We start from the raw sequence: 21,232 nt of genomic DNA, 5'->3' as shown, positions 1-21,232 counted from the left end.
CGCAAGCATCGAAGCATTTAAATCTCGATTATCAAGTAAAAATAAGCTAAAAAACAAAGTGTTGAATTTTCAAATTCTACCATGTAGTAATTATTCTGATATTTGTGCTGATAAATTTAAGAATGACACAAAGGATTTTCTTTTTGTTGGTACTGTTTTTGGTAGGAAAAAATTTGCTTTCGCAAGTTCCTGCCCTTACTGAAAAATCCACGATAAGTCTACTTACATGTGCCTCTGGCGACGAACTTTACTACGCATTTGGCCATAGTGCGTTCCGGGTACAAGACCCGGGCCTGGGAATCGACGTGGTGTACAACTACGGTACTTTCGACTTTGACAGGCCCAATTTTTATCTAAATTTTGTAAAAGGAAAATTGGTCTATTCGCTTTCCAGAAGAACCTTTGATACTTTTCTTTATGAATACGAACTCGAAAAAAGGTGGGTCAAAGAACAAATTTTAGACTTAACACTTGAAGAACGTAGAAAACTGCTTGTTTTTTTTGAAAATAATTTTTTACCTGAAAACAGAGACTATTTATACGATCCTTTATTAAACAACTGTTCCAGTATTACAGGGGATATTTTAGTACAGCAGTACGGTGATGCCATCGTTTTCAAAGATTCACATTTAGAGAAAAAATATACGTTCAGGGAATTGGTGCGCCAACATCTAAATCTAAATTCTTGGGATATGTTTGGGATTGATCTGGCCTTTGGCTCCGTAGTCGATCGCAAAGCAACCATACAAGAGCATATGTTTCTGCCCTACTACGCCATGGAACAAATACGGAATACCACAAAAGATGGAAAACCATTATTGAAACGGGAACGTAGTGTTCTGGACTATGAAGAGCGCACCCGAAATGGATTTTTTCCTGCATCCCCAATATTTTGGTTTACACTATTATTATTATTTACTGTGGTTGTGACCTATCTGGATAACAAGCACAAAACACGCAGTCTGTGGTTGGATTTTTCACTGTTCTTGGTCACTGGACTTATAGGAAGTTTTATGCTTTTACTCTGGTTTGCCACAGACCACACCTCTACTCCAAATAATTTTAATGTGTTATGGGCACTTCCATTCAATTTAATAGTTGCTTTTATTTTTACAGGAAAAAGTACATTGCCAAAGTGGCTGCCAAAATATCTATGGTCCGCTCTAGCATTATTTGGAATATTAGTGATTCTATGGATTGTAAGAGTTCAATTATTTTCACCAGTTCTGATTCCCATACTTTTGACCTTGGCCTTACGGTATGGCTATCTCCTTAAATTTTCAAAGCTGTAACTTGTCACCCTAAAATCATCACATGAATCTGCTAACGGTAGAGAACATATCCAAATCTTATGGGGAACTGGTTCTTTTTTCCGATATCTCCTTCGGAATAAATAAAGACCAGAAAATTGCCCTAATCGCTAAAAACGGCAGCGGAAAGACATCCATATTAAACATTATTTCGGGCAAGGACAGTTCAGAAACAGGGCAAATCACCTCTAGGAAAGGAACCAAAATCGCTTTTTTGGAACAGGAACCCAACTTAAATCCTAACCTAACCGTTGAAGAAACCATTTTTGCGACGGACAATGAAATTTTAAAAGTTATAGCCAATTACGAAAGTGCCGTTCAGAATCCAGACGATGCGGAGCGGTATCAAAAAGCGTTCGAGGCCATGGAAAGACTCAATGCTTGGGATTTTGAAACACAGTATAAACAGATTCTGTTCAAACTTCACCTAAATCAGCTCAATTTAAAAGTAAGCAAGCTTTCTGGAGGGCAAAAAAAACGCTTGGCCTTGGCCAATGTACTTTTAAACAAACCAGATTTACTCATTCTAGACGAGCCTACAAACCATTTGGATTTAGAAATGATAGAATGGCTCGAAGCGTATTTTACCAAGGAGAACATCACACTTTTTATGGTAACGCACGATCGCTATTTTTTAGAGCGCGTATGTAATGAAATCATTGAACTGGACAATAATCAATTGTATAGTTACAAAGGAAATTATTCGTATTACTTGCGCGAAAAAGAGGCACGTATGGAACGTGAAGCCGTAGAACAGCACAAATCCAAATTGCTTTTTAAAAAAGAGTTGGATTGGATGCGCAGGCAGCCCAAGGCTAGAACGACCAAATCCAAGTCTAGAATTGACGATTTTAAAGAAATAAAACAGAAGGCCCATCAAAGAAGGGTCGAGTACCAAGTACAGTTAGAACTGAACATGGAACGCTTGGGAAGTAAGATTTTGGAACTTCACAATATTTCCAAATCGTTTGGCGACAAAGTGATTTTGGAAAAATTCGATTACAATTTTACCAAAGGGGAACGTGTTGGAATAATTGGTCAAAACGGAACAGGGAAATCTACTTTTTTAAACATCATTACCCAAAAAGAGGAAGTGGACGGAGGTAAAGTTGTTGTTGGCGACACCTTAAAGTTTGGCTATTATACCCAAAAAGGAATTTCTGTAAAAGAAGGGCAAAAAGTAATCGATGTAATCCGAGAGTTTGGAGATTTTATTCCCCTGAAAAAAGGCAGACAAATCTCTGCGCAACAACTATTGGAGCGTTTCCTGTTTGATAGAAAGAAACAGTACGATTTTGTGGAAAAACTTAGTGGCGGGGAACGTAAACGACTCTATTTGTGCACAGTGCTGATTCAAAATCCCAATTTTCTTATTTTGGACGAACCCACGAACGATCTGGATATTGTTACTTTGAACGTTCTGGAAAGCTTTCTGTTGGATTTTCCAGGATGCCTAATGGTAGTATCTCACGACCGCTATTTTATGGATAAAATAGTGGATCACTTGTTCATTTTTAAGGGAGAAGGCATCATTGAGGATTTTCCAGGGAACTACTCGGACTATAGAGCCTATGAAAGTAGTAAGGTCCAAGCGGAACGTGATTCCAAGAACAATGGTCGGGAAAAAATTGAAAAGACCCATTGGAAAGAGAAAGACACTACCCAAAAACTATCGTATTCAGAACAAAAAGAACACAGCAGGTTAGAAAAAGAAATCCAAAAATTAGAGGAGCAAAAGGCACTGGTACAGAATAAATTTACTGAACCTGATTTGAATGGCGATGAAATAGCAAAACTCTCCATTGAGCTAAAAGAAATTTCAGATACGATAGAAGAAAAAACAGAACGTTGGTTTGAGCTTTCGGCAATTTTAGAGGGATAAAAATGTGGTTCAGAATCGTCTCATACATAAAGTTCCTATTGAACTCTACCAATCAGCATGGTGTTCATTCCCCGTTTGTATTCAATTATGTGACCAAATGTTTATATGCCTCTAAAAAGCTATCCAATAAAAAGTCGCAAAATGTGCTTCTAAAAAGTATTGGTTATTTTGAATTTGAAAAAATAGCTATTTCCGACATGCATGATGTATCAGGACAGGTTCAAAAATTGTATCCAAAATCAAGATCGAATACAAAATCAGTAGACATCCTGTACACGGAAAAATTAAGTCAGGAGAAATTAAAAGAAATGCTGGTTCAAGGAAAACTCCACAACAACAGCCTGATACTTATCAATTCCATTCATAAAAATCCCCAAAAGAAACAATGCTGGGAAAAACTTATCACTTTACCCAATATCACTGTGAGTATAGATATGTTCCATGTAGGAGCCTTGTTCATACGAAAAGAACAAGAAAAGGAACATTTCACTATCCGGATTTAAAGAAGTAATTTTAAATATCAAATCATTTCTCAAATGGACGATACTATTTATTACGTTTTAGGGGTTTTGGCCATCATTTATCTCATTATTCTGTTTAAGAACAAAAGAAACGCAAGAGATAGAAAATCAAGAAAGTTTATGGATGGCAAGCGTAAGCACAAAGATTCTCATTGAAGAGTTAAGAGTGTACAATTACAAAAGCAATAGCCACTGCACCAATTACCAACTACCAACTACCAACTACTGACTACTGACTACTGACTACTGACTACTGACTACTGACTACTGACGATAAAAAATCATGAAAATATACACTAAGACAGGCGATAAAGCCACTACAGCACTTTTTACAGGGAAGCGGGTACCTAAGCATCATATCCGAATAGAAAGTTATGGCACCATAGACGAGCTAAACTCATACCTGGGTTTGTTAAGAGATCAAGAAATAAATGTAAAAGCAAAGGAGATTCTTGCCTTGACCCAGAATAAACTTTTTACGGTCGGAGCTATCTTGGCCACCGAGCCCAATAAAGAAAATCGTTTGAAGATTCCTAGAATTAAGGCTGATGATATTGAGCTATTGGAACGTGAAATGGATAGAATGAACGAAGAGCTTCCAGAAATGACCCATTTTATTTTACCAGGTGGACACACGACCGTGTCACACTGTCATGTTGCCAGAACGGTTTGTCGTAGGGCCGAACGCATGATATCCTATCTACATGAAAATGAACCTGTACCAGAAGGTGTTTTAATGTATGTAAATCGTCTCTCTGACTATCTGTTTGTATTGGCACGAAAGTTGTCAAATGAGTTACAAGCGGACGAAGTAAAATGGATTCCTGAGAAATTGGACTAATAAATTTCACTTTTCTGCGTTACAGATTAACATATTGAAAATATTTTTTTAAATAAAGTCGATTTTACTTGACTAATTGAGTTTAAAAATTATTTTTGCAAAAAATTTAAAATCAAACCGTTACTATGTACTGGACATTAGAACTAGCTTCATATTTAAGTGATGCGCCTTGGCCAGCCACCAAAGACGAATTAATAGATTATGCCATCCGTACCGGAGCGCCGTTGGAAGTTGTAGAAAACCTACAATCAATGGAAGAGGAAGGTGGTGAAATTTACGAGTCCATCGAGGAAATTTGGCCCGATTATCCCACCGAGGAAGATTACCTCTGGAATGAGGATGAGTATTAATTTGACACGAACAAACAAAACCAAAAAGTCTCTTATGAGGCTTTTTTTTATGTAATTTTGACAGCCTTGCAAAAGCTTTTGCCCTAAGCTGAACAATGGAACAGCTTTTGCGACCCAAAAGAAAAATAATTCATGAGCTTTATTAATTCCGTACTTAAGGTTTTTGTTGGGGATAAATCCGAGAAGGATGTAAAATCCCTTCAACCTTTAGTAAAAGAGATACGATCTTTTGAACAACAACTTGAAGGATTGACACACGATGAACTGAGAGAAAAAACAGTTTCTTTTAAATCCAAAATACAAGAGGATTCCAAGGAAATCACCGATAAAATAGCATCCTTACAAGAAGAAGTACTCAATTCAACAGATATTGACCGCAACGAAGAGATTTACTCAGAAATTGATAAACTTAACGAAGAAGCCTATAAAATATCTGAAAATACACTGAATACCATTCTTCCCGAAGCGTTCGCCGTGGTAAAAGAAACTGCAAAACGTTTTGCTTCCAACGAGACCATTACCGTTACCGCTACGGAATTCGATAGAAGCCTATCTGGTTCTAAAGACTATGTTACGCTGGATGCCGACAAAGCAATTTGGAAAAACTCATGGGACGCAGCAGGAAAAGAGGTGACCTGGGATATGGTGCACTATGACGTCCAGCTCATAGGTGGTATCGCACTTCACCAAGGAAAAATTGCAGAAATGCAAACCGGGGAAGGGAAAACATTAGTTGCCACACTCCCACTCTATCTAAATGCACTCTCGGGAAAAGGTGCACATTTGGTCACCGTAAACGATTATCTGGCAAAAAGGGATAGCGCTTGGATGGCTCCGATATTTGAGTTTCACGGACTTTCCGTTGAATGTATAGACAAGCACCAGCCCAATTCAGATGGCAGAAGGGGAGCATACAATGCCGATATCACATACGGAACCAATAACGAATTTGGTTTTGATTATCTAAGGGATAATATGGCACATACCCCCGGAGACTTGGTACAACGTCCACACCACTATTCCATTGTGGATGAGGTGGATTCCGTGTTGGTCGATGATGCCCGTACACCCCTGATCATTTCAGGGCCTGTTCCCGAAGGAGACCGTCATGAGTTCAATGAGTTAAAACCAAATGTTTCCGATATAGTTCAAAAACAACGTCAGCATTTAACAGGGGTTTTGGCCGAAGCTAAAAAATTGATAAAAGAGGGTGATACCAAAGAAGGTGGATTTTTGTTGCTTCGCGTTTATCGAGGGTTGCCAAAAAACAAGGCATTAATAAAATTTTTGAGTGAAGAAGGCGTAAAACAGTTGCTACAAAAAACTGAAAACTTCTACATGCAGGACAATAATAGGGAGATGCCAAAGGTAGATGCCGACCTGTTGTTCACAATCGAAGAAAAGAACAATCAAATCGAACTTACAGACAAAGGGGTCGATTATCTTTCTGGAGATGAAAACAAGGACTTTTTTGTAATGCCCGATATTGGTGGGGAAATCGCTAAGATTGAAGCCCAAAATTTGGAAATTGAAAAAGAAGCAGAGCTCAAAGAAGCACTTTTCAAGGAATTTGCGGTCAAGAGTGAGCGTATCCATACCATGAGCCAACTTTTAAAGGCTTACACATTGTTTGAGAAAGATGTGGAATACGTGGTCATGGATAATAAGGTAATGATCGTTGATGAGCAGACGGGACGTATTATGGACGGGCGACGGTATTCGGATGGACTCCATCAAGCTATTGAAGCAAAGGAGAATGTAAAGATTGAGGCAATGACCCAAACCTTTGCTACCGTAACGCTTCAAAATTACTTTAGAATGTACAATAAACTGTCCGGTATGACTGGTACGGCAGTAACAGAAGCAGGGGAATTCTGGGAAATCTATAAGCTGGATGTCATGGAAATCCCCACAAACAGACCAATTGCACGTGACGACAGACAAGACCTTATCTATAAGACAAAGCGCGAAAAATACAACGCAATTATAGACGAAGTGACACAATTGTCCAAATCGGGAAGGCCTGTGCTTATAGGTACAACATCCGTAGAAATATCGGAATTACTTTCCAAACTATTGAGTGTTAGGAAGGTTCCACATAACGTATTGAACGCAAAGCTGCATAAAAAGGAAGCGGATATCGTTGCCGAAGCAGGTAATGCAGGTATTGTTACTATTGCCACAAACATGGCGGGTCGTGGTACGGACATTAAACTATCAGCAGAAGTGAAAGCTGCTGGCGGATTGGCTATTGTAGGTACGGAACGTCATGATTCCAGACGTGTGGACAGACAGCTTCGTGGTCGTTCAGGACGTCAAGGAGACCCTGGAAGCTCACAATTCTATGTTTCCTTGGAAGATAACCTAATGCGTTTGTTCGGTTCTGATAGAGTGGCTAAAATGATGGATAGAATGGGCTTGGAAGAAGGCGAAGTCATTCAGCATTCCATGATGACCAAATCTATAGAACGTGCGCAAAAGAAAGTCGAAGAGAACAACTTTGGTATACGTAAACGCCTTTTGGAGTACGATGATGTTATGAACGCCCAACGAGAGGTTGTTTACAAAAGACGTAGACATGCGTTACAAGGTGAACGCCTGAAAGTAGACATTGCCAATATGATCTATGACACCTGCGAGGTCATTGCGGATACGAACAAAGCAGCGGAAGATTATAAAAACTTCGAATTCGAACTTATTAAATACTTTTCCATCACTTCACCAGTGACCGAAGATGAATTTAAGAAAATGAGTTTTCAGGATATCGCCAATGTGGTTTACAAGGCTGCTTACGACTTCTATCAGCAAAAAATGGAGCGAAGTGCTACTGTGGCATTTCAGGTCATTAAAAAGGTCTATGAGGACCAAACCAATAAATTTGAGCGCATCGTAGTTCCATTCACGGATGGTATTAAGACGTTGAATGTGGTTACTGATCTTGAAGGAGCCTATACCAGTGATGGCAAGCAGTTGATCACGGATTTTGAGAAAAATATTTCTCTTGCCATTATCGATGATTCCTGGAAGACGCATTTGCGTAAAATGGATGAATTGAAACAATCCGTACAATTGGCGGTACATGAGCAAAAAGACCCCCTTCTAATCTATAAGTTTGAAGCTTTTGAACTTTTTAAGGGAATGATCGATAAAGTGAACAAAGAAGTAATTTCGTTCTTGTTCAAGGGAGAACTGCCAACGGAGAGTACAAATCAAATTCAAGAAGCAAGAAACGTTAGAAGGCCCAAGGAAAAATTACAGACTTCCAAAGAAGAAATTCCAAATAGCGATGAAATGGCAGCACAAAATAGAGCTGCGGGACAAACGCAAGGCGGAAGACCTCAAGTAACCGAAACCATCGTGAGAGACAAGCCTAAAATAGGCAGAAATGAAAGGGTTACCATAAAAAATGTAATGTCCGGAGAGAGTAAAACAGTCAAATTCAAACAGGCTGAACCACTACTGGATAAAGGTGAATGGGTATTGACCGAAGATTAATCCGAACGCACATGTATAAAGATAGAATGACAGTCGAAATTGGCTGTCATTTTTGTTTATATGAAAAACATGTTTAGATTTACAGGAGAAAAGCCCCATAAAAAGCAAAATTTACCTCCTTCAGACCCCGTTTAGAGTAAATAGCTGAATAACCAAACGTAGCATATGAAAATTCCTGTCAAGGATAAATATCGTTTACAAGACAAGATTGATTTGGTACTAAAGGTTAATTATAGTTCTTCTCTTTTCGCAGTTGTGTTTGGTGCTATATGTTATTTCTTTATAGACATAAAAGAAATCATTCCGCTTACCTGTTTGATCTACGCATCCTTAAACATAATAAACACCTTATTATATAAAAAGCACAAAACCATCCTTCTTACCTACAACATAACTTCCATGTTGTCCTTGGTCGGGGCTATTGTGGTAACATTGTGCAGTGGAGGGATTCAGAGCCCCTTCATTTTTGTTTTAGCGATTATCGTGTTTGCCGGATACGTGACTACACAGATTTACGGACACTTTTATTTGATCATCAATTTGGTCGTCCTCGTTATGCTGTTTCTATATGATTTAGGGGATTTCCGAATTTTGGCAAATGTCGTTCCTCCCGAATCTGAAAGTTGGTTTGCCTTTACAAGTTTGATTTTTGCCGTGTATTTATTAGGTGGTGTTTTTGGTAAAAATCTATTGAAAGCCCATCACAAATTATATAAATCCCGTAAAGAGATTCTAGAGCGTATAGATGAAAAAGAAACCTTATTAAAAGAAGTGCATCATCGGGTCAAGAACAATCTGCAGACCGTTTCCAGTTTGTTGAGCTTACAATCAAGAGCTATTGCCGATGATAAAATCAGTAGTATCATCAAAAGTAGTCAGAATAGGGTCGTATCCATGGCCATGGTTCATGAAATGCTGTACAAACGGGATGACTATTTATCCAAAATTGAATTAAGTCCCTATGTCAAAGAATTGTGTGAATATCTGGTACGTTCCGTTAAAGGCAACACCAATGAAATCAAAATGAATCTTGACATCCATGACAACAAATTGAGTATTGATACTGTGATTCCATTGGGATTGATTATCAATGAAACCATTACGAACGCGCTCAAATACGGTATTTCTGAAGGCGAAGGAGGAGAAATCACTATTTCGCTTAAAAACTTGCCCAATAATAGATACGAATTATATCTTGGTGATAATGGGAAAGGCTATGCGGATAATTTTGATCCTAAAAACTCAAAATCACTTGGGTTAAAACTAATTTACAATCTTACGAGACAATTGCGCGGAACCATTGCAAGAGACATGTCCAGAAAAGGCACCTACTATCGAATTGAATTTGAAGAAATAATTGAAGAATTCAATTCTGTCGATTAAAACCTTTTCCTATCTTTAGAAGATTAACCAATCTTCGTATACATGTTGAAAAAATTACTCCTTGGCGTACTTTTTATAAGTAGTTCCATTTCAGCACAAGACTATTTCTACAAAAAATTTCATCCTTTTAATCCAGACATACCATCTCCTGAAGAATTCTTGGGCCATGGTATTGGTGAAAGACATACAAGGCATGATCTTATTGTAAGTTACTTTACCAAGCTCTCTGAAGTTTCGGACCGGGCCAGTCTTTACGAATATGGAAAAACCCATGAAGGAAGAAAATTGATTATGCTTACCGTAACCACTCCGGAAAATCTAAAAAATATAGATGGGTTAAAATCACAGCATCTTAAGTTTACAGATCCTTCACAAAATCCTTCAAACTATGATGAGGTACCTGTTTTCATAAATCTAGGGTACAATGTTCACGGTAATGAGCCTTCAGGTGGTGAAGCAGCTTTGCTTACTGCCTATACCCTGGTAGCTTCCAACAATCCAGAAATACTGAATTATTTAAAAAATGGCGTCATGTTCATCGACCCAACAATAAATCCGGACGGTAGGGACCGACACACGCAATGGGCAAACATGTATCAAGGCAATCCTTTGGTTGCAGACCCACAAGATGCGGAACATAATGAATATTGGCCTAGGGGCAGAACTAATCATTATTGGTTTGATTTAAATCGGGATTGGCTTTTGGGCATTCATCCAGAAAGTCGAGGAAAACTAAAATGGTACCATCAATGGTATCCCAACGTAGTAACAGATTTTCACGAAATGGGAACCCAAAGCACTTATTTCTTTGAACCCATGAAGGATAATGCTTCTCTGAATCCTATTATGCCCAAAGAAAACTATGAAGATTTAAACAATCTATTTGGGGATTATTTTGCTAAATCTTTGGATAGTATTGGTTCATTCTACTTTACCAAAGAAGTTTTTGATGGTACCTATCCTGGGTATGGTTCCTCGTATCCCGACCTACAAGGTGGTTTAGCTTTGTTGTTTGAGCAAGCAAGTTCCAGAGGCCATAAACAGACTACTGCTTTTGGCGAAATTACGTTTCCGTTCACCATACGCAATCAATATGTTTCGAGCATTGCAACGGTTAAGGCAGCTGTGGAGAACAAAGCATATTTACGAGAGTACCAGCAAAAATTCTTTAAAAGTGCACTGAATAATGCTTCAAAAAATAGAATTAAAGGGTATACATTTAAAGATGGCAGTGATGCAAATCGCGTAAAAGCATTTGTAGACAAGCTTTTATTGCATAAAATCGATGTATACAAATCTGGTGATGATTTTGTTGTACCCACAAAACAACCACAATACAGAATGGTACAGACGATGTTCGAGACCTATGAAAAGTATCGAGATAGCGTTTATTATGATGCTTCGGCTTGGTCCGTGGCCAACTTCTACAATATGAAGTACAAGCCTACAACCTCTTTGAACTTAGGGGAAAAAGTGACTTCTTTGGATAACTTGGCCAGAACAACTCCGGTCCAAAAAACGGCATACGCCTATATCATCGATTATGATGATTATAACGCAGTTGCTGCACTGAACCATCTCCAGGAAAAAGGATTGGTTATTTCAGCTTCGTCCAAACCTTTTACGGCTAAAACAACAGAGGGAAATAAAAACTTTGGTTACGGTGCGCTTGTAATCCCAGTGAGCCTTCAGAAAAAAGATACAGATCAAATATTTGAATTGGTACAAGAGGTACAAAAAAAATATCGTGTTCCCATTTATGCGGTCAATTCGGGATACAGCGCAGAAGGTATCGATTTGGGAAGCCGATGGATATCACCGTTAAAAGCTCCCAAAGCTGCAATGATCATCGGTGATGGGGTCCGTTCCTATGAAGCTGGTGAAGTCTGGCATTTGCTGGATACTAGGGTACACATGCCCATAACCAAAATCCCGATGCGAAACTTTGCAAGAACTGACTTTGATAAGTACACTACGCTAGTAATGGTTTCTGGAAGGTACGATTTCACAAAAAAGCAACAGGACAAAATAAAAGCTTGGGTAAGTAAGGGCAATACATTGATTACCATTGGTAGCGCCACCAAATGGGCTATCGACAAGAAAATAGTATCGGAAAAATTAACCAAATCAGAAGAAAAGGACTCAACAAGTATTGTAGAGCGTAAACCATACGTTGATGCGCCAGAAAATCTTGGTAAAGAAAGTGTTGGAGGTGCTATTTTTAAAGTTGATTTGGATATTACCCATCCTTTGGCCTTTGGGTATACTGATGACGCAATTCCAGTTTACAAAAACAATTCCATTTGGTTGGCGCCAAGTAAAAATGCATATGCTACCGTAGCAAAATATGCCAAAGACCCTCATATCGATGGTTTTATAACCAAAAAGAATATGGAAGAAAACCTAAAGCCATCAGCCTCGCTTGTAGTAAGCAAGCTGGGAAATGGTAGGGTCGTACTATTTGCGGACAACCCCAATTTTAGGGGATCTTGGTACGGAACCAATAGACTCTTTTTAAATGCGATTTTTTTAGGGGATAAAATTAGAATTCCAGAATAAAATTATACTATGAAAAAGCTACTACTGCTTTCACTTTTATTTCAGTTTCAATTGGTGATGGTCCACGCACAGGAAGAAATGAGCGAAGGACCATTTTCCCAGCTCATTATAAGGGGCGTCACCCTTATCAATGGAAATGGTGCTCCACCAAGAGGCCCGATTGATATTGTTGTGGAAAACAATAAAATTGTGGACATACAAGTGGTTGGATATCCAGGTGTTGAAATCGATGCTTCCAAAAGGCCAAAACTAAAAGCTGGTGGAAAAGAGCTTGATTGTCATGGAATGTACCTTTTACCCGGGTTTGTAGATATGCATGGACACATAGGAGGTGTTTCACAAGGTGCCGATTACGATTATGTTTTCAAGCTTTGGATGGGCCATGGCATTACTACGGTTAGAGAGCCAAGTGGGAGAGGTATCGATTGGACCTTGGATTTAAAGCGAAAAAGTGAAAAAAATGAAATCATTGCACCAAGGGTATTTGCATACACTGGTTTTGGTCAAGGTCGTGATATGCCGATTAGTACCCCAGAAATGGCTAGGGAATGGGTGCGTGAAAACGCAAAAAAAGGTGCGGATGGTGTTAAGTTCTTTGGCGCACCTCCAGAAATCATGACAGCCGCTTTGGAAGAAAATAAAAAACTGGGGCTGCGCTCTGCCTGCCACCATGCTCAAATGGATGTTGCGCGTTGGAATGTGCTGAATTCTGCAAGGGCGGGTCTTACAAGTATGGAGCATTGGTATGGACTTCCAGAAGCATTATTTGAAGATAGAACCGTACAGGATTATCCTTTGGACTATAACTATCAGAACGAACAACATCGCTTTGAGGAAGCCGGAAAGCTTTGGGAACAAGCTGCCAAACCCTATTCCGAGCATTGGAACAACGTAATGGACGAGCTCATTGAACTCGACTTTACGATAGACCCTACCTTCAACATTTATGAGGCCAGTAGGGATTTACATCGTGCAAGGCGTGCAGAATGGCATGAAGAATATACAATGCCATTGCTCTGGAGGTTTTACCAACCCAGCAAAATATCCCATGGTTCCTATTGGCATGAGTGGGGTACGGAACAAGAAGTGGCATGGCGCAACAACTATCAATTATGGATGACTTTTGTAAATGAATATAAAAATCGAGGTGGTCGGGTTACCACTGGTTCGGACTCAGGCTTTATTTTTCAGCTATATGGATTTGCCTACGTTAGGGAATTGGAATTGCTTCGTGAAGCAGGATTCCATCCTTTGGAAATCATTAGGTCTGCTACTCTAAATGGTGCTGAAGCCTTAGGTATGTCCGATAAAATTGGAACGGTAGAGGTCGGTAAGCTTGCCGATTTTGTAATCATTGATGAAAACCCTTTAAAAAACTTAAAAGTATTGTACGGTACAGGTGCAATAAAATTGACCGAGGACAATGAAGTTGTTCGGGTAGGCGGGGTAACCTATACTATAAAAGACGGGATTATTTACGATGCGAAGGCACTTTTACGAGACGTAAAGTCAAAAGTACGGCTGCAGAAACAAAAATTAAACTACAAAATAAAGCAGCCAGGATTAAAATAGCGTACATAGGCTATGATATTTATTGGGGTTTAAGTTGCGCAAAAATAATTTATCAGATTTATTGCCAACTTTCCTAATCGGTATGATGCTTTTTTTTTCGATTAACTGTATTATAAGAAAAATCTTATTTTATTTTTATGTTGATTCTTTGGTTTTTTCTTCCTAAAGGAGAAAGCTATCGATGCGATAACAAACGCCACGCTAAAAAATAAAGCTATTGGTATTGCTATTCCCATTTTTCAGATTAAGCCAATTTAGATTTGTTTCTCTTAGTTCTAAAAGAAAGTGCTTTTTTAACTCTAGAGTTTTTGAACTTGTACAACCTAGCAACGCTAGTTTCAGTTTTAACTTCTTCTTGAATTTCGATATTCAATTCAACAGCAACTGTAATAGTTTCTACTTTAACTTCTTTAGAAACGTCCTGAGCCATACCTAAAGTTGAGAAGAAAATTACTGCGATAAGAGTTAAAATAGCTTTCATGATTTGGGTTTTTATTACATTGTAAATGTACCCTCACATGCTACCCGGCCCTGATTTAACTCGCCTAACTCCCTACTTTTTTCGGTGTGGGAATCTTTTTCGGCTGAAGTGTATTTTATCCTCGACAAACGTTTTTTAGCTCAAAAACAGTCCACCGATTCACTGTGCATTTCATCGATGTTTTAAAAATCCATTCGCAACAAACTATTGGGATTTGGACAGTTTTTTTTGTAAAAATCCAGATTATTCCAAGAAGACACACCGGGATAATCGCCATAATATCCCTCTAAATCCAATATCACCTGAAAATGTAAATGGGGTGCATAGTTCACGTTGATGTCCGGAGTGCCTAAAGTTCCAAGAACTTCTCCCCTATCAAAATAAGCACCTATTTCTATTTCATGTATGGATTCTAAGGACAAGTGTCCGTAAAGCGTATAAAAAGTAATACCCTCAATTTGGTGCTCTAAAAGTATTGTTGGTCCGTAGTTGCCCACATCATCATTATTTTTAAAACTGTGTACTTTACCTTCTAACGGAACTATCACTTTTGTACCTGCTTTGCACCAAAAATCCATTCCTAAATGAATATTACGCTGCCCGGCTTCCAAAAAGCGTTCAGACTTAGCATACAGGGCACGTTTTTCCAGATATCCTCCAAAAGCAACTTTGGCATTATTTAATCCCAAAATGTCATCTATATATTGTTGACATAAATCTGGTGAGGTGATGTCGATACCTTTTAAAGTTTCATTTGTGGTGGATAGGTCAATTTTACAATATGCCGATAAAGGAATTTTCGAATCAAGGATTTGAATCGCTCCAGTGCTTTGCGTCTTTAAAAGTGTTTCTAAGTTCATAGGAAGCAATATCAAATGGATTAACAATTTTTAACAACAACATCAGTAATACTTAGTATATTGATACTACTAAACAGTAAAACCGAAAATGAAGATAACAAGAATTACGATTTTAGCATTTGTTTTATTGGTCTCCGTCAATTGCCAACCTAAAAATACCTCCAAGAAACAAGAAGTTGCCGAACAAGTAACCATGGAGAAAGCAATACTTTCCGATGAGGCGCTCCAACAATACGAAACGGCTTATTTTGCAAGCGGTTGCTTTTGGTGCGTAGAAGCCATTTTTGAAAGTGTAGAAGGCGTAAAAGAAGTGCATTCAGGGTATTCTGGGGGAACCGAAAAGAATCCTACCTATGAAGATGTTGCCTATGGCCGTACCACACATGCCGAAGCTGTTGAGGTATATTATGACCCAGAAGCCATATCCTTTACCAAATTAGTTCAGGTATTCTTTGGTTCGCACGACCCCACATCCTTGAACAGACAGGGACCTGATAGGGGCGCGCAATACCGTTCCATTGCTTTTTATAAAAATGAAGCGCAAGAAAAGATCATTAGGGATTACGTTGCACTTTTGGAATCTAAAAGTGCCTATGACCGCCCTATAGTAACTCAAATAGAAGCGTTCGAAACCTTTTATAAAGCTGAAGAATATCATCAGGATTATGAAAGAAAACATCCGAACAACTCTTATATAAGGAATGTATCAATCCCCAGATTGAACAAATTCAAGGAAAACTTTGGTGACTATTTGAAAGAAGAATCCCATTAGCTTCCGTAGGAATTTTTTAAAATAACTATCTTAGAGCCATGCAAAAGTATCTTAGCTTGGCTCTTTTTTTGGTTATTGTAGGATGTTCTTCCCATCAAAAAGAAGACCATCAAACGATAATCGTTAACAGAGCCCAAAAAAGTCCCATTATTGATGGTCAGGCTTTGGACGCCTGCTGGGGAAATGCAAAATGGCTCGCATTGGACCAGCTTTGGCTTGGTGATTCTTACACTAATGATGATTTTAGTGGTAGGTATAAAGTAAGTTGGGATGAGGATGCCCTCTATCTTTTGGTCGAGATTACGGACGATATTCTTTTTGACCAACACAAAGACCCCTTAAAATTATGGTGGGACGATGATTGCGTTGAAATATTTGTAGACGAGGACAATTCTGGCGGTGAACACCAATTCTCCCACAATGCATTCGCTTACCATGTGGCCTTAGATGGAAATGTTGTAGATCTTGCACCTGATGAAAAACCGAAGCTCTATAATGAACATGTTACTTCAAAGCATATTACAGATGACAAGACCACCACTTGGGAAATTGCGGTAAAGCTTTTTTCTGATGATTTTAAAGATGGAAAAGAAAATAAGCCTATAAGCCTATCTAAAAACAAAAAAGTTGGATTTGCACTTGCCTATTGTGACAACGATAACAGTAAGGAGCGAGAGAATTTTATAGGATCTGTCTTTGTGCCAGGAGAAGATAAAAATCAAGGCTGGATAAATGCTGATGTATTTGGGACTTTAATACTTAAATAAGGATACTATTGTTTTAGCACCACCTCACTATATCTTGAGTTGATGTTTATGGCTTTATGATTTTTAGTATCGATATGATACCCTTTATACACATTGGAACCATGACTTTTAGAAGATTCCATGACGAACGTTTTTGGATATTCCAATTCTGAAAGTGTTTCGTTTACGTAAACAAAGAAGGGTATCGAAGGAATTTTACAGGCAACCTCACCATTTTCCACGGTAATATCAATAGTTGAAAAATTATTGCCCACTGAATTTATACGCAATTCGCCAAGACTGTTTTTTACAAAAGCCTTACCCTTTAACCGTTCAATGACCACATTGGAAGACACAGTGCTCAGTTGCAGCTCCCCTACTTCTTTTAAATCTACCCTATCTGAATAATCTGTTTTTAATTGCCCATAATTCCAGTTTTGTACGACCACAGGCGAGTATGATGCCCTAATATCGGTTCGGTCTCCATCAATCGTGGAAGCTTGCAAGCTTGCATATGACAAGCTTGCATTTATATTTTTGGCATTTTCTGCCAATTTCACTTCCCCATGCCTAACGTTCATTTTGAGCTTAATGGATTTTGGCATCTTTATTTTTATATACTTTTTCACCTTAAATCTTCTGCTTTCTCCATCCGACGAAAAATAAAATGTATCCGAATCATCACCACGATTGATTCTGTAAACCCTTTTTGCCTTGATCTTGCGTTTTTCATTGCGTTCTTTTAACGCTTGATTCCTTTTTTCACGTGCCTCTTCTCTCATTTCGTTTCGTTTTTCCAAAAGCTCTTTTCTTTTTTGCTCACGCTCCTCTATCCTTTCCGCTTTTTTCTCTGCCATTTCCTTTACCCTATCTCCCCATGCTTCAAAGCGTTCCTTATATTCTTCATTAAAGTTTTTGTCAAAATCTTTTTTCCACTCTTTCATATAGGCATCACCATCCCGCTTATAGGCATCGTAATCAAACTGAATATTGGGCACAGGGGGCACGGGTGGCATGTCTGGAATTACAATAACTTCGGGCAACTCTGGAATTGCGATGCTTTCAAATAGCGGTTCTATAAAAGACATGTCCGGTATATCTATGTCCATGCCCCTCACATTGAACCCGTTCCCAAAGCCCCGCTCCCTGGTACTCACTTCGATCTCTCTGCTATTTCCCATAATCTTTACAATCTCCTTATCAAAATAAGATTTGGCCTCTTCATCTGTGGCATCCTCTATTTCAACAACAGCAGTAATCTCAACCTGATTTTTGTTCCAAGTTTCAAATTCGATATCCGTATGGCTTGTATTGATGTTCAATTCAGCATCGTTATCGACATTAAAAGTTTCTTTGTACGTTTTCGATTTTTCCTGACCATAGCAGGTAATACCTGCCATGAGTATCAGAAAAACATTAAATAGTATTTGATGATTCCTGTTCATTTTTTGATGATTTTAATTGATTCAACTTTGTTTTCAATTTCTCTAACAATTGCAGTCTTAACTGAAGATTTTTGACCAAGGCAGTTATGGTTTGGTCGTTGGGCCCAATCTCGTTTAATTCTACATTCAATTTGCTGTACTCTTTATCCAATTCGGCAAGCCGCTCCATATAGCCATCAACTACAATCTTGTTATCGCCCGTATAATCAAGATCGGACAATTGTATATTGATATTGGTAACATAATAGCTTTCAATTTTTTTTAAATCTGGTGAAAGGTCTCCCAATGAGATTGTGTTCCGTTCTTTGTCCTCTTTTACGTGCTCAACCATAGTTGGGGTCGAATCTGAATCTATGTTATTCGATGCAGAAAAAAAGTGAACTCCTAAACCAAAAATAATTGTAAGGGATGCCGCTATTCCCAACCAAAAGATTGAAGAGGATTTCTTCTCTATTGAATTGCCCGGCAATTCTTCCTCCATTTTGGATAAGAAACGGGCTTCGTGCCCCTTTTTCATGGTATAGGTTTTCTCCCTTTCCTTTGCAAACAAATCTCTAATATCCTGTGCCATAAGAAATATCTTTAAGTTTTTCCTGTAATTGTGCTTTGCCACGTAATAATCTGGTTCTTGAAGCAGTTCCGCTAATCCCAAGAATCTGTGCTATTTCGTTGTGATCATATCCTTCAACAAGAAACAACTGAACTACATACTTGTATTTTTCGGGCAACTTTTCCATTGCTTCCTTGATTTTTACCAACGAGACCCCATCGTCCACTGTCCAATCATCATCTTCTACCACGTGCATGTAACTCTCGTTCAATTCTACCGTTTTTTGGTGTTTCGTCTTTAAAAAGTCGATACTACCATTTACAACTATTCTTTTTAACCAAGCTCCAAAAGTGACCTCTCCTTTAAATTGATGTATCCTTTGAAATGCTTTTATGAAAGACTCCTGTAGCACATCTTCGGCATCATCCGGGTTTTTCAAAAAACGCATGGCGACACAGTACATCCCATCACAATATTGCTTATATAGCTTTAATTGTGCTTTACGGTCGTTTGCCTTGCATTGTTCTACCAGTTCAATTTGAAACATGGTTGTTGGTTCTCTTTGGTTTTTTAGTTGTTTGCTATAAAGACGAAATAAAAAAGACAGTGTTGCAAAAAAAAATGTCCTTCCTGATTTTAACAAAAAAATCCCGTTGAAGACTCAACGGGATTCTTATATTTTGAATCGTTATTTTGCTACTCGTCCATCAACAAGTTTAAATGTACGGTAATATTATCCCTTGTCGCTTTGCTGTAAGGACATATCTCATGAGCCGCATTGATCAGTTTTTCACCCGTCTCCTTATCTACTGTAGGTAAGTAAGAGTCCAATGTGGCTTCAAGAAAAAAGCCTTCATCTTCTTTATTGAACGACACCATGGCGGTAACACTAAAATCTCCTAAATCTTCAACACCATGTTCTTTGGACACTGCTTGTATCGCCCCGGCAAAGCAGGTAGAATACGCAGCTGCAAAAAGTTCTTCAGGATTGGTCGATTTAGCGTTTGGCTTTCCACTGGAAGTTGGCATACTAATATCAAAATCCAACACGCCATCCTCGCTTTGTACATGCCCAGCTCTACCTCCCATGTTGGTAGCTTTACTTTCAAAAATAGTTTTCATCAGTAATTATTTATGTTTAATTCTTATACCCCACTGACCAAGCAGCACCTAGCAACGAGGCAATTTCTTATTTAATATCAGAAGTTACTATTTGTAAGTGGATACCATCGTATATGCATTATTAAATTTTTGTGAAATACAGTTTATCAATTGTTAGCTTCGACTGCACTCAGCATAAACAATGTTCATTGTTTATCGTTTATTGTTTTTCCCATACTATGACAATTGTCCAATAAAAACACCCGAAAACTTTTTACCTTCGTATACAATGTAATGAGCTTAACTTTTGCTCATTAAAAAACGATACTCATAGCTTCAATTTCCAAAATAAAGCAACTCAGAAAACAGGACATGTCCACAGCTACACTTGTTGAAGGTATTTTTGAGGGCAACAAAGCTATTTTAGCGAGGGCCATTACGCTTCTTGAAAGTTCCAAACCCGAACATTTTGAAAAAGCAAACGCCATTATCGAAAAATGTCTTGCCAAACCGGTTAAAAGCATCCGTATAGGAATTACTGGAGTACCTGGTGTCGGTAAAAGCTCATTCATAGAAGTATTTGGTAAGACCCTTACCAATCTGGGTAAAAAAGTCGCTGTACTCGCGGTAGACCCAACGAGCACTTTAAGCAAGGGCAGTATTCTAGGGGACAAGACCAGAATGGAGACACTTGCAAAAGACCCAAATGCTTTTATTAGACCCTCTCCTTCTGGTGAGTCTTTGGGCGGTGTTGCTAGAAAAACACGGGAAAGTATTATTTTTTGCGAAGCAGCTGGGTATGATGTAATTCTTGTGGAAACCGTTGGGGTTGGACAGAGTGAGACGGTGGTCCACAGTATGGTAGATTTTTTTCTATTGCTAAAATTATCTGGAGCTGGTGATGAGTTACAAGGAATAAAACGGGGGATTATGGAAATGGCGGATGCCATAGCCATCAATAAGGCCGATGGCGATAACCTGAAAAGAGCAAAACTGGCCGAGACCGAATTTGCAAGGGCATTACATCTATATCCGCCCAAAGAAAATGGCTGGACCCCAAAAGTGTTGAGCTGTTCGGCCACGGAAAACACGGGAATCATAGAAATCTGGAAAATGATCGATGATTTTATAGCACAAAATTTGGAAAACGGTCACTTTGAAAAAAACAGGGAGATTCAGAACAAAAATTGGTTTCTTCAAGCTGTGGACGAACAGATAAAGCAATTATTTCATCAAAAAAAGTCTTTTAAAACTATGCAGCAAAAAATGTTAACTGCTGTAGGGCAAAATAAAATATCACCTTTCTATGCCGCCAAAACACTCTTGGATGACATCACCAAGGAACTTAAATAAAAAAAGTAAAT

Annotated in this window: 19 protein-coding genes; 13 read left to right on the top strand and 6 right to left on the bottom strand. The window is 38.5% G+C overall.

The window, feature by feature from the left end:
* The first annotated feature begins 122 nt into the window (after nucleotides 1-122).
* The 10 genes from LV716_RS13315 (at nucleotide 123) to LV716_RS13270 (ending at nucleotide 13,913) form a co-directional block, all read left to right on the top strand.
* Nucleotides 123-1,292 (top strand): DUF4105 domain-containing protein, encoded by a 1,170-nt coding sequence (locus LV716_RS13315; protein WP_163418283.1) that lies wholly within the window; start codon nucleotides 123-125, stop codon nucleotides 1,290-1,292.
* Between the two features lie 22 nt (nucleotides 1,293-1,314).
* Nucleotides 1,315-3,192 carry an ABC-F family ATP-binding cassette domain-containing protein gene (locus LV716_RS13310; protein WP_163418282.1) on the top strand — a complete coding sequence of 626 codons (1,878 nt, stop codon included), beginning with the start codon at nucleotides 1,315-1,317 and terminating at the stop codon, nucleotides 3,190-3,192.
* A gap of 2 nt (nucleotides 3,193-3,194) precedes the next feature.
* Complete coding sequence (locus LV716_RS13305) at nucleotides 3,195-3,695, top strand: hypothetical protein (protein ID WP_163418281.1); 501 nt, start codon at nucleotides 3,195-3,197, stop codon at nucleotides 3,693-3,695.
* Nucleotides 3,696-3,728: 33 nt separating this feature from the next.
* Nucleotides 3,729-3,869, top strand: a complete 141-nt coding sequence (locus LV716_RS13300) for a hypothetical protein (RefSeq protein ID WP_163418280.1) — start codon at nucleotides 3,729-3,731, stop codon at nucleotides 3,867-3,869.
* A gap of 127 nt (nucleotides 3,870-3,996) precedes the next feature.
* Nucleotides 3,997-4,554 (top strand): cob(I)yrinic acid a,c-diamide adenosyltransferase, encoded by a 558-nt coding sequence (locus LV716_RS13295; RefSeq protein ID WP_163418279.1) that lies wholly within the window; start codon nucleotides 3,997-3,999, stop codon nucleotides 4,552-4,554.
* Between the two features lie 125 nt (nucleotides 4,555-4,679).
* Nucleotides 4,680-4,904, top strand: a complete 225-nt coding sequence (locus tag LV716_RS13290; protein ID WP_013551418.1) for a DUF2795 domain-containing protein — start codon at nucleotides 4,680-4,682, stop codon at nucleotides 4,902-4,904.
* Between the two features lie 132 nt (nucleotides 4,905-5,036).
* Nucleotides 5,037-8,399 carry a preprotein translocase subunit SecA gene (secA, locus tag LV716_RS13285; protein ID WP_163418278.1) on the top strand — a complete coding sequence of 1,121 codons (3,363 nt, stop codon included), beginning with the start codon at nucleotides 5,037-5,039 and terminating at the stop codon, nucleotides 8,397-8,399.
* Nucleotides 8,400-8,564: 165 nt separating this feature from the next.
* Nucleotides 8,565-9,782 (top strand): sensor histidine kinase, encoded by a 1,218-nt coding sequence (locus LV716_RS13280; RefSeq protein ID WP_163418277.1) that lies wholly within the window; start codon nucleotides 8,565-8,567, stop codon nucleotides 9,780-9,782.
* A gap of 42 nt (nucleotides 9,783-9,824) precedes the next feature.
* Nucleotides 9,825-12,341 (top strand): M14 family metallopeptidase, encoded by a 2,517-nt coding sequence (locus LV716_RS13275; protein WP_163418276.1) that lies wholly within the window; start codon nucleotides 9,825-9,827, stop codon nucleotides 12,339-12,341.
* Nucleotides 12,342-12,350: 9 nt separating this feature from the next.
* Entirely contained in the window at nucleotides 12,351-13,913 is a 1,563-nt protein-coding gene (locus LV716_RS13270) for an amidohydrolase family protein (RefSeq protein WP_163418275.1), read from the top strand.
* 244 nt (nucleotides 13,914-14,157) lie between these two features.
* On the opposite strand, the gene LV716_RS13265 is transcribed toward LV716_RS13270, so the two are convergent.
* Nucleotides 14,158-14,394: a hypothetical protein gene (locus LV716_RS13265; RefSeq protein ID WP_163418274.1), complete on the bottom strand. Its 237-nt coding sequence runs from the start codon at nucleotides 14,392-14,394 to the stop codon at nucleotides 14,158-14,160.
* Between the two features lie 182 nt (nucleotides 14,395-14,576).
* Nucleotides 14,577-15,254 (bottom strand): peptidoglycan DD-metalloendopeptidase family protein, encoded by a 678-nt coding sequence (locus LV716_RS13260; protein ID WP_163418273.1) that lies wholly within the window; start codon nucleotides 15,252-15,254, stop codon nucleotides 14,577-14,579.
* Between the two features lie 88 nt (nucleotides 15,255-15,342).
* On the opposite strand from LV716_RS13260, the gene msrA reads away from it, so the two are divergent.
* Both msrA and LV716_RS13250 read left to right on the top strand, forming a co-directional pair.
* The gene (gene msrA, locus LV716_RS13255) at nucleotides 15,343-16,026 is read left to right on the top strand and encodes a peptide-methionine (S)-S-oxide reductase MsrA (RefSeq protein ID WP_163418272.1); all 684 of its coding nucleotides are present in this window, start codon (nucleotides 15,343-15,345) and stop codon (nucleotides 16,024-16,026) included.
* Nucleotides 16,027-16,064: 38 nt separating this feature from the next.
* The gene (locus LV716_RS13250) at nucleotides 16,065-16,793 is read left to right on the top strand and encodes a CBM9 family sugar-binding protein (protein ID WP_163418271.1); all 729 of its coding nucleotides are present in this window, start codon (nucleotides 16,065-16,067) and stop codon (nucleotides 16,791-16,793) included.
* A gap of 5 nt (nucleotides 16,794-16,798) precedes the next feature.
* Here the strand turns inward: LV716_RS13250 and LV716_RS13245 are convergent, their stop codons facing one another.
* From LV716_RS13245 to LV716_RS13230, 4 genes are all read right to left on the bottom strand, one after another.
* Nucleotides 16,799-18,217 carry a DUF4097 family beta strand repeat-containing protein gene (locus LV716_RS13245; protein ID WP_163418270.1) on the bottom strand — a complete coding sequence of 473 codons (1,419 nt, stop codon included), beginning with the start codon at nucleotides 18,215-18,217 and terminating at the stop codon, nucleotides 16,799-16,801.
* On the bottom strand, nucleotides 18,189-18,788 hold the full coding sequence (locus LV716_RS13240; protein WP_163418269.1) for a hypothetical protein: 600 nt from the start codon (nucleotides 18,786-18,788) through the stop codon (nucleotides 18,189-18,191). Before LV716_RS13240 ends, LV716_RS13245 begins: the two co-directional genes overlap by 29 nt.
* The gene (locus LV716_RS13235) at nucleotides 18,772-19,314 is read right to left on the bottom strand and encodes an RNA polymerase sigma factor (RefSeq protein WP_163418268.1); all 543 of its coding nucleotides are present in this window, start codon (nucleotides 19,312-19,314) and stop codon (nucleotides 18,772-18,774) included. Before LV716_RS13235 ends, LV716_RS13240 begins: the two co-directional genes overlap by 17 nt.
* A gap of 149 nt (nucleotides 19,315-19,463) precedes the next feature.
* Nucleotides 19,464-19,889, bottom strand: a complete 426-nt coding sequence (locus LV716_RS13230) for an organic hydroperoxide resistance protein (protein ID WP_163418267.1) — start codon at nucleotides 19,887-19,889, stop codon at nucleotides 19,464-19,466.
* Between the two features lie 351 nt (nucleotides 19,890-20,240).
* Between LV716_RS13230 and meaB the strand changes: the two genes are divergently transcribed.
* Nucleotides 20,241-21,221: a methylmalonyl Co-A mutase-associated GTPase MeaB gene (meaB, locus tag LV716_RS13225; RefSeq protein ID WP_163418266.1), complete on the top strand. Its 981-nt coding sequence runs from the start codon at nucleotides 20,241-20,243 to the stop codon at nucleotides 21,219-21,221.
* Nucleotides 21,222-21,232: the final 11 nt, after the last annotated feature.

This window comes from Flagellimonas sp. HMM57, from assembly GCF_021390175.1.
Taxonomy (GTDB): domain Bacteria; phylum Bacteroidota; class Bacteroidia; order Flavobacteriales; family Flavobacteriaceae; genus Flagellimonas.
The sequence above is the reverse complement of the archived record's forward strand: the minus strand, read 5'-3'. Positions and strand labels throughout refer to the sequence as shown.

Coding starts and splice junctions, on each gene's coding strand:
- LV716_RS13260 (WP_163418273.1), bottom strand. CDS start 15,254: ATGAACTTAGAAACACTTTTAAAGACGCAAAGCACTGGAGCGATTCAA.
- LV716_RS13230 (WP_163418267.1), bottom strand. CDS start 19,889: ATGAAAACTATTTTTGAAAGTAAAGCTACCAACATGGGAGGTAGAGCT.
- LV716_RS13290 (WP_013551418.1), top strand. CDS start 4,680: ATGTACTGGACATTAGAACTAGCTTCATATTTAAGTGATGCGCCTTGG.
- LV716_RS13245 (WP_163418270.1), bottom strand. CDS start 18,217: ATGAACAGGAATCATCAAATACTATTTAATGTTTTTCTGATACTCATG.
- LV716_RS13300 (WP_163418280.1), top strand. CDS start 3,729: ATGGACGATACTATTTATTACGTTTTAGGGGTTTTGGCCATCATTTAT.
- LV716_RS13235 (WP_163418268.1), bottom strand. CDS start 19,314: ATGTTTCAAATTGAACTGGTAGAACAATGCAAGGCAAACGACCGTAAA.
- LV716_RS13270 (WP_163418275.1), top strand. CDS start 12,351: ATGAAAAAGCTACTACTGCTTTCACTTTTATTTCAGTTTCAATTGGTG.
- LV716_RS13305 (WP_163418281.1), top strand. CDS start 3,195: ATGTGGTTCAGAATCGTCTCATACATAAAGTTCCTATTGAACTCTACC.
- LV716_RS13315 (WP_163418283.1), top strand. CDS start 123: ATGACACAAAGGATTTTCTTTTTGTTGGTACTGTTTTTGGTAGGAAAA.
- secA (WP_163418278.1), top strand. CDS start 5,037: ATGAGCTTTATTAATTCCGTACTTAAGGTTTTTGTTGGGGATAAATCC.
- LV716_RS13310 (WP_163418282.1), top strand. CDS start 1,315: ATGAATCTGCTAACGGTAGAGAACATATCCAAATCTTATGGGGAACTG.
- LV716_RS13275 (WP_163418276.1), top strand. CDS start 9,825: ATGTTGAAAAAATTACTCCTTGGCGTACTTTTTATAAGTAGTTCCATT.
- meaB (WP_163418266.1), top strand. CDS start 20,241: ATGTCCACAGCTACACTTGTTGAAGGTATTTTTGAGGGCAACAAAGCT.
- LV716_RS13240 (WP_163418269.1), bottom strand. CDS start 18,788: ATGGCACAGGATATTAGAGATTTGTTTGCAAAGGAAAGGGAGAAAACC.
- LV716_RS13265 (WP_163418274.1), bottom strand. CDS start 14,394: ATGAAAGCTATTTTAACTCTTATCGCAGTAATTTTCTTCTCAACTTTA.
- LV716_RS13295 (WP_163418279.1), top strand. CDS start 3,997: ATGAAAATATACACTAAGACAGGCGATAAAGCCACTACAGCACTTTTT.
- LV716_RS13280 (WP_163418277.1), top strand. CDS start 8,565: ATGAAAATTCCTGTCAAGGATAAATATCGTTTACAAGACAAGATTGAT.
- LV716_RS13250 (WP_163418271.1), top strand. CDS start 16,065: ATGCAAAAGTATCTTAGCTTGGCTCTTTTTTTGGTTATTGTAGGATGT.
- msrA (WP_163418272.1), top strand. CDS start 15,343: ATGAAGATAACAAGAATTACGATTTTAGCATTTGTTTTATTGGTCTCC.